Annotated in this window: 14 protein-coding genes; 5 read left to right on the forward strand and 9 right to left on the reverse strand. The window is 41.8% G+C overall.

Annotated features, from left to right (window positions below):
* Positions 1–129: 129 nt before the first annotated feature.
* Positions 130–732: a DUF6198 family protein gene (locus CYL31_RS15655; RefSeq protein WP_212916114.1), complete on the reverse strand. Its 603-nt coding sequence runs from the start codon at positions 730–732 to the stop codon at positions 130–132.
* 243 nt (positions 733–975) lie between these two features.
* Between CYL31_RS15655 and CYL31_RS15660 the strand changes: the two genes are divergently transcribed.
* The 3 genes from CYL31_RS15660 (at position 976) to gloA2 (ending at position 3372) form a co-directional block, all read left to right on the forward strand.
* Positions 976–1863: a LysR substrate-binding domain-containing protein gene (locus CYL31_RS15660; protein ID WP_212916115.1), complete on the forward strand. Its 888-nt coding sequence runs from the start codon at positions 976–978 to the stop codon at positions 1861–1863.
* Between the two features lie 124 nt (positions 1864–1987).
* Positions 1988–2938 (forward strand): LysR family transcriptional regulator, encoded by a 951-nt coding sequence (locus CYL31_RS15665; RefSeq protein ID WP_212916116.1) that lies wholly within the window; start codon positions 1988–1990, stop codon positions 2936–2938.
* A gap of 44 nt (positions 2939–2982) precedes the next feature.
* Positions 2983–3372 carry an SMU1112c/YaeR family gloxylase I-like metalloprotein gene (gloA2, locus tag CYL31_RS15670; RefSeq protein ID WP_212916117.1) on the forward strand — a complete coding sequence of 130 codons (390 nt, stop codon included), beginning with the start codon at positions 2983–2985 and terminating at the stop codon, positions 3370–3372.
* Between the two features lie 103 nt (positions 3373–3475).
* On the opposite strand, the gene CYL31_RS15675 is transcribed toward gloA2, so the two are convergent.
* The gene (locus CYL31_RS15675; protein WP_212916118.1) at positions 3476–4099 is read right to left on the reverse strand and encodes a peroxiredoxin; all 624 of its coding nucleotides are present in this window, start codon (positions 4097–4099) and stop codon (positions 3476–3478) included.
* An 86-nt stretch (positions 4100–4185) separates the two neighbouring features.
* Entirely contained in the window at positions 4186–4518 is a 333-nt protein-coding gene (gene grxD, locus CYL31_RS15680) for a Grx4 family monothiol glutaredoxin (protein ID WP_212916119.1), read from the reverse strand.
* A 242-nt stretch (positions 4519–4760) separates the two neighbouring features.
* Between grxD and argF the strand changes: the two genes are divergently transcribed.
* Positions 4761–5666 (forward strand): ornithine carbamoyltransferase, encoded by a 906-nt coding sequence (gene argF / locus CYL31_RS15685; protein WP_212916120.1) that lies wholly within the window; start codon positions 4761–4763, stop codon positions 5664–5666.
* 130 nt (positions 5667–5796) lie between these two features.
* Positions 5797–6723 (forward strand): LysR family transcriptional regulator, encoded by a 927-nt coding sequence (locus tag CYL31_RS15690; RefSeq protein WP_249422120.1) that lies wholly within the window; start codon positions 5797–5799, stop codon positions 6721–6723.
* A 17-nt stretch (positions 6724–6740) separates the two neighbouring features.
* Here CYL31_RS15690 and CYL31_RS15695 read toward each other — a convergent pair whose 3' ends face one another.
* The 6 genes from CYL31_RS15695 to CYL31_RS15720 all read right to left on the reverse strand — a co-directional run bounded on the left by CYL31_RS15695 (position 6741) and on the right by CYL31_RS15720 (position 12106).
* On the reverse strand, positions 6741–8198 hold the full coding sequence (locus CYL31_RS15695) for an ATP-binding protein (protein WP_249411606.1): 1458 nt from the start codon (positions 8196–8198) through the stop codon (positions 6741–6743).
* Between the two features lie 63 nt (positions 8199–8261).
* Complete coding sequence (locus CYL31_RS15700) at positions 8262–8981, reverse strand: winged helix-turn-helix domain-containing protein (RefSeq protein WP_212916122.1); 720 nt, start codon at positions 8979–8981, stop codon at positions 8262–8264.
* Between the two features lie 78 nt (positions 8982–9059).
* Positions 9060–9515, reverse strand: coding sequence for a DUF1499 domain-containing protein (locus tag CYL31_RS15705; protein ID WP_212916123.1), 456 nt, complete (start codon positions 9513–9515; stop codon positions 9060–9062).
* Between the two features lie 29 nt (positions 9516–9544).
* Complete coding sequence (rluB, locus tag CYL31_RS15710) at positions 9545–10447, reverse strand: 23S rRNA pseudouridine(2605) synthase RluB (RefSeq protein ID WP_212916124.1); 903 nt, start codon at positions 10445–10447, stop codon at positions 9545–9547.
* Between the two features lie 115 nt (positions 10448–10562).
* Positions 10563–11183, reverse strand: coding sequence for an L-threonylcarbamoyladenylate synthase (locus CYL31_RS15715; RefSeq protein WP_072841296.1), 621 nt, complete (start codon positions 11181–11183; stop codon positions 10563–10565).
* A 71-nt stretch (positions 11184–11254) separates the two neighbouring features.
* Entirely contained in the window at positions 11255–12106 is an 852-nt protein-coding gene (locus CYL31_RS15720) for a PHP domain-containing protein (protein WP_212916125.1), read from the reverse strand.
* Positions 12107–12156 lie beyond the last annotated feature (50 nt).

A 12156-nucleotide genomic window follows, 5' to 3' on the forward strand; every position in this document is an offset into this window, starting at 1 on the left:
ACACAGATAAGCTTTTTCTAATAAAGCGAAAAACCTAAAGTAAGATACGGAACACGCACCAGTGTGGATCATATAGTCCACTTTTACTGCGTGCCCACGAAAAATAAATGAAGGGAAAAGATTTTTATTTTAAGCTTTCGCATCCAGCAGAGCTATTTGCGCCCACTTAGGTGGACGGTGATAACGACCTACTACGGAACTTAATAATAAGAAAGCAAGTAATGAGTAACCCAAATGACTCCAGTCAAGAAACACCACAGCAGCCATCAATACAGTAATATCGGCAACCAATGTTGTTTTACTCGCATGAATATCAAATCGGCGCTCTAAAAATACAGATAGGATATTTAGCCCGCCTAGAGAAGCATTATGCCGGAACAAAATAATCAATCCAAAGCCAACCAATAGACCGCCTAAAGCCCCAGATAGAAGAGGATGAATAGAAAGAACAACGTACTGTTTCATTAGCTCAGAGAGCAGAGACAGCAAACTTACACTCGCAAAAGTGCGTAAGGTAAAATCTCGACCTAGTGTGTACCAAGCTAAGATATAAAACGGAATATTGAGTAAGAAAAATAGCTGACCAAAAGATAGATCAGTAACACGCAGCAAAATCATTCCAGCGCCCGCCGTGCCACTAATTAGCAATCCAGCAGAATTTAGAATATGCAAGCCTAAGGCAACAAGCAGACAGCCCTCAATGATAGAGAGCCAACGATGAGTGGTTTTCATGAAACGTCCTTAACAAGAGCCGTATTAACTTTTGGTTAATAGCAAAGGTTTGTAAAAATCGCTTCTTGTGGAAGCGGATAACACAGACCACATTCAGTACTGAGTTTCTCAGCTCAAACTAAAGCATATTCTATACCATAATTTCACAATCTCTTATGAATTTTTACTTATCTATTTGATCATTTATCACAGAGAAGCGAATAGCACTACTCATCAAAACAGAAACAAGGCTACAATAGCCAAATGCGAATCACACTTAGACAATTACAAATATTTGAAGCGGTTGTTCATACAGGATCTGTGACTGCGGCTGCAGAAATGGTCTCTATTAGCCAACCAGCTGCAAGCCAAGCATTAAGAGAGCTAGAAGCCCTTTTGGGCCGCCCTCTTTTTCGTCGCCATGGCAAACGCTTACAAATAACACCTCAAGCTAGACACCTTCTTCCGCAGGCTCGCGCAGTTCTTAGTCAAATAGAACAAATTGAAAGCATGGGAAGTGAAGATGAGCTTAGTGGCTCTTTGCATTTGGCCGCCAGCGTGAGTGTGGGTAACTATCTGCTCCCGAAACAAATGTCTTTGTTTAAACGTCAGCATCCCAATATTCGTTTCAACTTGGACATCGGCAATACACAAAGTGTGATCCAACAGTTGTTAACTGGTAAAGCCGAAGTAGGTTTTATCGAAGGCTACTGCCAACACGCCGAATTAATGACTCAAGTCTGGCTAAAAGACGAACTCGTAGTATTTGGTTCCGCTGAAGAAGAACGTCCTGAGAATTTATCTTGGGAAGACTTAAAAGAAGCTAGCTGGGTAATGCGCGAATCAGGCTCCGGTACTCGCAATATATTAGAACAAGCGACAGCCGCTCAGATCCCTCAGCTTAATGTGGTTCTTTCACTTGCGCACATGGAAGCAGTTAAGCAAGCCGTAATCCATCAGATGGGACTTGGCTGCTTATCTAGGATGGCGATATCTCAAGAACTTAACTCTGGGCTAATACGACTTTATCAAACGCCATTGGAACTTAATCGGAATTTATTGATTGTCACTCCAAAAAATACGGCGCTTACCCAAAACGCTCAACGCTTTATCGACCTATGTTGTGCCGTACCCGTTTTATCAAAGATTTAGAGTATAAATTTTTCTAAATACTAAACGTATTGCTCGAATATTTAGTATTTACGGTTGAAGTTTGCGCAAAGGCCAATACAATAAATTCATATAAAATATAAACCATGCGAAAAACATAAAAAGTATGAATATTAATAAAATTGACCTTAATCTTCTTATTTACCTCGATGTCTTGCTAAGAGAATGCAACGTCACGCGCTCTGCCAATCAGCTAAACATCACACAGCCGGCAATGAGCAATGGCTTAAAGCGACTAAGAGACTTGCTGAGCGATCCTCTGCTCGTTCGTACTAGTGAAGGCATGAAGCCAACAGAGAAGGCCTTACGCTTGCAACCTATCGTACGCAAAGTATTGCTTGAGCTCGAAGAAGCCCTGCAACCAGAAGCCGACTTTAACGAAAGTATCAGTACGCGCGTATTTCGTATCATGGCAAGTGACTATGCCGCTTCAACCGTTATTCCTCGATTACTCAACCGGCTACGAGAATTTGCACCGGGCATTACACTCGACATCATGACGCCGAGCGACGTCACCTTTCACGACGTTGAAGCAGGTAAAATCGATATGGCTATTAACCGTTTCGAAGAATTACCCCAGTCCTTCCATCAAAAAAGTGTTTGGTTTGATACTTTCGTTTGCATGATGAGTTCAAAAAACCCGATCAAAGACCATTTTGACATTGATGCTTACCTACAAGCCCAGCATATTTGGGTAAGTAAAACAGGCTTCGGAGTGGGTGTCGGCATGGACCCAAATGACGTACAGAAATTAGGCTGGGTTGATGAAGCGCTACAAGCCCTAGACCATAAACGCAGCATCCGTGTGTTTACTCGAAGCTACCATACCGCCATGCACTTGGCTCTTGAGCAAGACCTGATTGCCACGCTTCCTAAAAAGGTTGCCATGGTCAATAAAAAGAATCCCGACTTGGTGATTCTTGATCCACCATTCGATATCCCACAAATTGAACTAAAAATGATTTGGAGTCCGCTACTGCATCACGATGCCAGTCATATTTGGTTCAGAAGACAAGTCATTGATGTGGCAAACGAGCTAAAAGCACAAGCAAAATAATACGAACTATCAAAATAATACGAACTATCAGAAGACACAAAACTATGTTCAACGTTTCTCATGTTCATCACGTCGCTATCATTTGCTCTGACTATTTAGTGTCCAAACGATTCTATAGTGAGATTCTTGGCTTTCGCATACTAGAAGAGACTTATAGAGAAGAACGTCAGTCTTATAAATTAGACCTTGCCATTAATGACCAACAACAAATTGAGCTTTTCTCATTTCCATCACCACCAGCACGTCCTTCTCGGCCTGAAGCGCAAGGTTTAAGGCACTTAGCCTTTGCAGTAGAGGATTTAGAATCCTGTATTAGACATCTAAATCAGCACGGCGTGATCACGGAAGACATCCGATTGGATGAGCTAACCGGTAAGCGTTTTGCCTTTTTCGCAGATCCAGACGATTTACCTCTTGAGCTTTACGAGCTATAACGCAAAAGCCTGTACACCATAATTTAAATACAGAAATTTAAGTCAAAAAAAACACCCACTATTTTTCAATAGTGGGTGTTGCTTTTACTATAAAACAAACGTCTTATAGAGATTTAGAGTTTTCTGCAAGGTAAGATGCAACGCCTTCAGGTGAAGTATTCATACCTTTATCGCCTTTGTTCCAGCCAGCTGGACAAACTTGACCATTCTCTTCGAAGAATTGAAGCGCATCAACAACACGAACCAACTCATCCATGTTACGGCCAATTGGCTCATCGTTTACTACTTGTGAACGAACGATACCTTTTTGGTCAATAACAAAAGACGCGCGCATCGCAACACCAGCAGGGTAGTAAGAATCGCCACCTTCAGACTCTATGCCGTATGCTTTTGCAATCGCATGATCCATATCAGCGGCTAGTGTATATTCAACTGCACCGATACCACCTTGCTCAACTGGAGTATTACGCCAAGCATTGTGAGTAAAATGAGAATCGATAGAAACACCAATGACTTCTACGCCCATTTCACGGAATTTATCCATGCGGTGAGACATAGCGATGATTTCTGAAGGACATACAAATGTGAAATCTAATGGGTAGAAGAACACAATTGCGTATTTGCCTTTGATAGTTTCAGCAAGGTTGAAAGAATCAACGATTTGACCATCCGCTAATACGGCTGGAACTGTAAAATCTGGGGCTTTTTTACCAACTAAAATAGACATCTTTAACGTCTCCTTTTATTGCTTAATATTTAAAGGCTAATGTTTAACTCAATAGTGTCACTTATCATCATAAGCGACACAAAAACTTACTCTTCAGAAGATGAACCGACTGCTTCTTTGATCAAAGTCTGTAGCTCACCGTTTGCAGCCATTTCAACGATAATATCGCAACCACCAACTAACTCACCTTTCACCCAAAGCTGTGGGAATGTTGGCCAGTTAGCAAATTTTGGTAGCTCAGCGCGAATATCTGGATTGTCCAAGATATTAACAAAAGCAAAACGCTCGCCGCAGGACATTAGTGCTTGAACTGCCTGAGATGAAAACCCGCACTGCGGAGCACGAGGATTGCCTTTCATGTATAGCAGAATATCGTTACTGCTAATCTGCTCTTTAATTGTTTCGATTGTATTACTCATACTAAAAACCTCGCTCTGCAACTGTCTATTCGTAAGAACAAATAAATCATTAATGCCCTTACCAAACTTAAGTCTATTAAATTCATTAAACTTGCATCAGTTTATTGGGTCTCGTGGTGTATTTACAACCCCAAAAAGATGCTTTCCTTTGTACTTTCTCTTGTTAATTGCCCTTTACTCGCCTACCTGAGTGTATTAAATTGGTCGATTCCCTTTTTTCAAGACATACAAGGAGTCCTAGCGTGTCGCCTAGACATTTTCTTACTCTGAAGGATCTATCTTCTGACGAGTTAAAACAGTTACTACTACGAGCTTCAGAGCTTAAGAAAATCCATCACGAAGGCACTCTATTTCAACCGCTGAAAAACAGAGTTTTAGCGATGATATTTGAAAAGTCATCGACTCGAACTCGAGTTTCTTTTGAAGCAGGTATGGCTCAATTTGGCGGTCACGCACTGTTTCTGTCATCTCGTGACACTCAATTGGGACGTGGCGAACCAGTCGAAGACAGCGCACGCGTTATTTCAAGCATGGTAGATGCCGTAATGATCCGAACCTTCGATCATAAAACCGTTGAAACCTTTGCTAAATACTCATCCGTTCCTGTTATTAACGCTTTGACTGATGACTATCACCCATGCCAACTACTTGCTGATATGCAAACGTATCAGGAACACCGCGGCTCTATCGAGGGCAAAAAAGTCGTATGGGTTGGTGATGGCAATAACATGTGTAATTCTTACATTAACGCGGCAGCTATGCTCGACTTCCAATTAGTCGTTGCTTGTCCTGTCGGTTATGAACCCAACGCTGATTTGGTTGCAGAACACAGCGATCGAGTGACAGTACTTCACGATGCACATGACGCTGCCAAAGGTGCCGATCTAATCGTTACTGACGTGTTTGCCTCAATGGGCCAAGAAGACGAGCAAGAACAGCGCCTAAAAGACTTTGATGGCTTCCAAGTAAATACAGAGTTGATGTCCAAAGCGAATCCAGATGCCCTATTCATGCACTGCCTACCCGCTCACCGCGGTGAAGAAGTTTCTGCTGAAGTAATCGACCATCCAGACTGCGTTGTTTGGGATGAAGCAGAAAACCGCTTACACGCACAAAAAGCACTACTTGAGTTTTTACTGTCTCGCTAACACAATAACAAGGCTCGCTGAAATCCACCTTTCAGTGAGCTTTTTTTGCATCCAAGCATTGAGCTTCTAAACGTTGAACTCTTAAACATAGGGCTCTTAAATATGGGAAAGGCATCAACCGTGAATTACTATGAGCATTATTGAAGTTAGGCATTTAAAAACACTGACCGCCCTCAGAGAAACTGGCAGCTTAGTCGAAGCTGCCGAACGAGTTCACTTAACGCAATCAGCTTTATCTCATCAACTTAAAGATCTGGAAGAAAAACTAGGCTGTCCGCTTTTCATTCGAAAAACGAAACCAGTACGTTTTACCAGTGCTGGCCTGCGCTTATTACAATTAGCCGATGATGTGCTACTTTCATTCCGCTCAGCTCAACGCGATATTCAACGCTTCGCTGAAGGGGAAAGTGGGCGCTTACACATCGCCATAGAATGTCACAGCTGTTACGAATGGCTAATGCCAACCATTGACCATTTCCGCGAACATTGGCCTGATGTCGAGCTCGACCTTTCGACGGCTTTTGGTTTCATGCCATTGCCAGCTCTTGCTCGCGGCGATTTGGATTTAGTCGTGACATCCGACCCACAGGACATCCCAAATATTGAATACATTCCATTGTTCCAATATGAGTCTCAAGTCGCCCTGTCTCGACATCACGCCCTAGCGAAAAAAGAGTTCCTAACACCTGAAGATTTTGCCAAAGAGACACTGATTACTTATCCAGTAGAAACCGAACGGCTGGATATTTTCAAACACTTTTTAAACCCAGCAGACGTGTCGCCAGCTAAAATTCGTCATAGTGAATTGACGCTGATGATGATGCAGCTAGTCGCAAGTGGTCGCGGTGTGTGTTGTCTACCAAATTGGGCATTAACAGAATATACCAACCGACAATATGTCATTACCAAGTCGTTAGGCGAAGAAGGTGTTTGGTGTAAGCTCTATCTGGCAATAAGAAAGGATCAGCGTGAAAACGCCTACATGGAAGATCTGATTTCTACCGCATCAAAAACCTGCTTTAAAAATCTAAAAGGTATTCTAGCCCCTGAACTGTAAGTCAGAGTTAATCAGTATCAGGACAAAGTGTTCTGATGCTGATTACGCGACCAAATCAAACTGAACTTAGCTCCGCCTGATTCGCTAGCGTCAATCAACACTGCACCACCATGCCAAAAAGCAATACGTTGAACAATCGCCAAGCCTAATCCATATCCTCCAGAAGCTCGTGTGCGACTATTGTCTAATCGTTGGAACGGAATAAAAACCTTATCTCTATCTTCAAATGCAATACCTGGACCATCATCTTCTATGTCTAACTGCCAACGCTCCTCATCATGAGAGAAAGTGATAACAATTTTACCTGCAGCGTATTTTGAGGCATTTAAAATAAGGTTTTGTAACGCGCGACTCAAATGGTGCTCATCCGCTAGAACCAAATCAGTTTCATCAATATTCACCTCGACATCGAGATGCTGAAGTAACAAATGATTATGCTGTAGAATATCGCCAACCAGTTGAGAAATAGAAAGCTCTTTAAAATTAAGAGCCAATGACCCAGCCTCCAGCTTGCCATAAGTCAACACCTCATCAACAAGCGTATTCAGCTCTTCAACATCGCCTTCGAGCGCCTCAATTGTTTTAGCAACATCATCTTCTACTTCGTCCTTCATCACTTCCAGACCGAATCGTAAACGAGCAATAGGCGTTCTTAATTCATGAGAAATGGCATTTATCATTTCACGCTGTACTTTTAGCAAACGCTGAATATGAGAAGACATGGAATCAAATGAATAGGCTAATTCTTTTAACGTGCCACTGCTATCAGGAATACCTTTCGGCAAACCACTACGACCACGGGCAATTTGGCGAGTAATGCTTTCAAATGTTTTGCGCTTGAAGTCCAGTGAGATCAGTTCACGCCAGATCAGCATCAGCATAATCGCAATGCCGGCACCAACAACAATAACCACAATTAAAGTTAAGGAGACATTATCATCATGGGCAACAGAGAGATACACAGGGGCATTAGCCTCTTTATCCTTCCATACAAAACCATATTCACTATAAGCACCATTTACTAATGCTACGGCGGTTAAAGGATTAGAAACCTTAGAATCAATTTCCTTCATAGAAAGACAAGACATGTTCTCAAGTAAAGTCACTTTGTCTGAATAGGAAATATCATTTGATAACAAAAACTGTGTAAGTAATGACTCTATTTTAAAAACAGGGCGATTATGATCTGCATGCCCAAGTAGAACAGGCTCATTCGTATTTCCAAATGCTATTTGATAGCTATTATTTGGTAATTTAAGCCATTTTTTTTCTGCAATAAGAGCTGGAATAGAAGCAATAGAAAACGGATTAGCAGATTGAAAGGCCCATCTAAATTGGGAGTCAGGGAGTTCTTTATAAACACCAGAAAGAAGTAAAGCAGAGCTGATCTCGGCATCGACACAAAGCAATTGTTCAGCTCTTGATGCACCAAACCGAATTTGGGTGAACTCCATGACGAAGTAACAACACGCCACTATAACGACACCTCCAAAAATAAGATGTCGATATAACCGCCACATTTCAGCTCGCATTGCTTTTTATACTTCTTTTACAAACAAGTAACCTTTACTACGAATAGTCTTTATACGACGAGGGTGAATTGGGTCATCGCCAATTTTTGATCGAATACGAGAAATTCTGACGTCAACCGAGCGATCTTGACCATCATATTCAATGCCACGTAACTCACCAAAAATCTCTTCTCGGCTTAATATACGACCAGCATTACTAGATAATAACCACAACAGATCAAATTCAGCACTGGTCAACTCAACTTCTTCTTCAAGCAACCAAGCTTCACGACGGGAATTATCAATCGTTAAAGGACCAAAGACCAAGTTTTGCTCTTCTTTAGAAAGATCAAGAGTCAAATCCACATCTTGTGTACTACGACGTAACAAAGATTGGACTCGAGCTAATAATACTCTCGGTTTAGCTGGTTTAGATACATAATCATCCGCACCGATTTCTAAACCTAAAATTTGATCAACATCGTCGCTACGAGCCGTAAGCATCAGAATAGGACCTTTATAGTCGTTACGAACACTTCTGCATACCGTAAAACCATCAGCTCCAGGCAACATAAGATCAAGGATAACCAAAGCTGGCTGTTCCTCAATAATACGAGAAATAGCTTTGCGCCCATCAGGTTCGATCCCAACAGTAAAGCCATTTTTCTGCAAATACTCTTGAGTGAGTAACGCCAAACGCTCATCGTCTTCAACAATCAAAATGGTTCTGTTGTCATCTATACTCATGGGCAATCCTCGTCCAGTTTTTATCGTTTTTAGTTTTAATGACTTAAAAGAATAGATACAAAATCAATTCTTTTAAAATCAATCTACTAGAAGACTTTGAATTTGTCTAACTCTCTCTCGGTTAACACCAAAATCGGAGTAACCAACACGAGAAGCAGAACGGATATGCACGACACTGTCGGCAGCGGGTAGATAAAACTCCACATCGTCAATATAGCCAACTAAGGGGCTTTTCACTTCAAAGTGAACATAACCCAATGTGCTACTGACAAGATGAGTATTACCTTTATTTAGCATAAACGATTCGATAGACAATTGAGTTTTCATGCGATCACCAGTATAGACTACTGGCTCAGCGTAATGATCCAAATCTTCTGGTGATGCTTGTGTAGAGACACAGTTCGGTGTTGAAGGACAAGGCATCAATTCACCGTCCGTTACACCAAGTCCTTCAGGTAGCTTATTACTCATATTGACGTATATAAAAAAACCTACGAACAAGACAACAATTAATGCAATTATCCAGCGAACCATGCTTCTACGACTCCTAAGCCATTTTCATCTTAACGAAACGATCTTTTACCTGGCTTTTTAGGCTTAAACTCAGGTTTGTCATTGCTCTGCCAATCAAAGCCTTTAGGTGGCGCACGACGAGCGCCACCTGCTGTCGCTTTGTTTTTATGGCGTTTTAACTCCAATTTCTCTTGCTGTGTTTTTGGCGTCAATTCTGATAGTTTAAGATCAACCATGGCACACAAAGAATTAACATCTGTCTCTTCCATTTCTACCCAACGGCCAACTTTTGCTTTTGAAGGCAAGAAGACAGGACCAAAGCGAACACGTTTCAAACGGTTAACTTTTACGCCTTGAGATTCCCAAAGACGACGAACCTCACGGTTACGACCTTCCATCAAGCACACGTAGAACCAACGGTTAATACCTTCACCACCACCATCAACAATGTCGGTAAATTTAGCTAAACCATCATCCATCATCACGCCTTTTTTCAAGGCCGCTATATTTTCTTCAGTCACTTCCCCCATTACGCGGACAAGGTACTCACGATCAATCTCTGTTGATGGGTGCATTAATCGATTGGCCAATTCACCATCTGTGGTGAAAAGCAGCAAACCTGAGGTATTGATGTCTAAACGGCCAACAGCAATCCAACGCTCTCCGCGCAGTTTTGGCAGTTTATCAAACACAGTAGGTCGACCCTCAGGGTCTTTACGAGTACACACTTCGCCTTCTGGTTTGTTATAAATAATAACGCGGCGGTTTTCACCAGCCTCAGTAGCAATAATAGAATAACCATCTATTGTGATCGTGTCTTTTACGCTAACGCGGTCACCTAATGTAGCAACTTCGCCATTAACTAACACACGACCTTCACGGATACGAGTTTCCATTTCACGACGTGAACCCTGACCCGCTCTTGCTAATACTTTTTGTAACTTCTCGTCCATTACGAACCTCTTAGAGGGAATGCTTCTCAGCAACCCAGTTTTAGTAATATTAATTAATCATTTTTTTCATTATAAGCCAGACACCATGGGCCTTGACAGCTGAATATTAAAGATTTTACAGAAAGGGAGCAGGATCACCAGCACCAACACGCACAACTTCAATACTATCTGCATCCATTTTAACCACCGTTGTCGGCTGTAAACCACAAAAGCCGCCATCAATAACTAAATCTAGCGCATGTTCTAGCGTATCGCGAATATCATATGGGTCTGTCATTGGATCCGTCTCTCCTGGCAAGATGAGAGAAACACTCATAATAGGTTCGCCCAACTCTTCCAACAAAGCTGAAACTATATTGTTATTCGGAACACGAATACCAATGGTCTTTCTTTTAGGGTGCAATAATCGTCTAGGCACTTCCGATGTTGCATTAAAAATAAAAGTATAAGGACCTGGCGTATTATTTTTCAACAAACGATATAAGCGATTATCAAATCGCGCATAGGTTGATATTTCAGACAAATCTCGACACACCAAAGTAAAGTTATGCTTATCATCCAAACGACGAATGGCTCGAATTCGATCCAATGCATCTTTATCACCCAAATGACAGCCGAGCGAATACCCACAGTCTGTTGGATACGCAATAACACCACCATTACGAATCACTTCTGCCGCTTGTTTCACCAAACGTGCTTGCGGGTTTTCTGGGTGTATCTGAAAAAATTGACTCAACCTGTTCTCCACTAAAAAAATATAACAACAATAACGCTAACTAATTCAAAAGAGCTTAGAAATAAGCGGTGCTATTTCCAAGCCTGCCACACTAAATTCACTTCACTTTCATGTATTTGTGTAAATTTACCAACCTGCATCCACGGACCAAATGGCCCATGATAATCACTTCCTACGGACGCTTTTAAATCAAACTCTCTGGATAAGCGTTCAAGCAAACGAACACTATCTGGGCGCTCATTACCTGACACTATTTCAATGCCAGTTCCGCCCCATTTTTTGAAATCACCCAATAAACGTTTCAACTTAGTTACTGTTAAAGGATAGCGTTTAGGGTGAGCTAAAACCAGTTCAACATCCTGACCAGAAAGCGCAGTCAAAACATCCTCAAGTTCCGGCCAAACATCACGTAACTGACCTAATTTTTTATTGCCTAGATAGCGATCAAAGGCTTTATTAGTGTCTTTTACAAAACCTTTCTCAACCAGTAAAGTCGCAAAATGCGGTCGACCAAGTTGACTCTCGCCAGCCAAGGCAACGGCTTCATCAAATAAGTCAGGTAATCCTTGCTTCATCAACAAGTTAGCAATAAGCCGAGCTCGATCAAGACGGATAGCCTGATTCTCACTCACAATAGACAACAAAGCTGCGTTGTCTAGCGAGAAATTCAAAGCCACCATATGTAAGGGAATACCATTCCACTGCGTCGACAACTCAACACCATGAATAAAACTCAGCTCGTGCTCTGCAGCTCGCTGACTTGCCTCTACAATACCATCCAGCGTGTCATGATCAGTAAGTGCAAACAAAGAAACACCCTGTTCTACTGCAAGATCAACAAGCTCTGTTGGTGAAAAACGGCCATCAGAACGTGTAGAGTGTGTATGTAAATCGACTTTTCGATAACTTGCTGCTTCAGGCATAGATTGGCTGTTCTTTAAAAGGAATGGTGGTTATCATAAGTCCAGCATAC

It is taken from the genome of Marinomonas sp. A3A, from assembly GCF_018336955.1.
GTDB lineage: Bacteria > Pseudomonadota > Gammaproteobacteria > Pseudomonadales > Marinomonadaceae > Marinomonas > Marinomonas lutimaris.

Excerpts from the sequence above, each read along its gene's own strand:
- CYL31_RS15675 (WP_212916118.1), bottom strand. The coding sequence starts at position 4,099 with ATGTCTATTTTAGTTGGTAAAAAAGCCCCAGATTTTACAGTTCCAGCC.
- grxD (WP_212916119.1), bottom strand. The coding sequence starts at position 4,518 with ATGAGTAATACAATCGAAACAATTAAAGAGCAGATTAGCAGTAACGAT.
- CYL31_RS15700 (WP_212916122.1), bottom strand. The coding sequence starts at position 8,981 with ATGAGTATAGATGACAACAGAACCATTTTGATTGTTGAAGACGATGAG.
- CYL31_RS15655 (WP_212916114.1), bottom strand. The coding sequence starts at position 732 with ATGAAAACCACTCATCGTTGGCTCTCTATCATTGAGGGCTGTCTGCTT.
- CYL31_RS15665 (WP_212916116.1), top strand. The coding sequence starts at position 1,988 with ATGAATATTAATAAAATTGACCTTAATCTTCTTATTTACCTCGATGTC.
- rluB (WP_212916124.1), bottom strand. The coding sequence starts at position 10,447 with ATGGACGAGAAGTTACAAAAAGTATTAGCAAGAGCGGGTCAGGGTTCA.
- gloA2 (WP_212916117.1), top strand. The coding sequence starts at position 2,983 with ATGTTCAACGTTTCTCATGTTCATCACGTCGCTATCATTTGCTCTGAC.
- CYL31_RS15720 (WP_212916125.1), bottom strand. The coding sequence starts at position 12,106 with ATGCCTGAAGCAGCAAGTTATCGAAAAGTCGATTTACATACACACTCT.
- CYL31_RS15705 (WP_212916123.1), bottom strand. The coding sequence starts at position 9,515 with ATGGTTCGCTGGATAATTGCATTAATTGTTGTCTTGTTCGTAGGTTTT.
- CYL31_RS15690 (WP_249422120.1), top strand. The coding sequence starts at position 5,797 with ATGAGCATTATTGAAGTTAGGCATTTAAAAACACTGACCGCCCTCAGA.
- CYL31_RS15660 (WP_212916115.1), top strand. The coding sequence starts at position 976 with ATGCGAATCACACTTAGACAATTACAAATATTTGAAGCGGTTGTTCAT.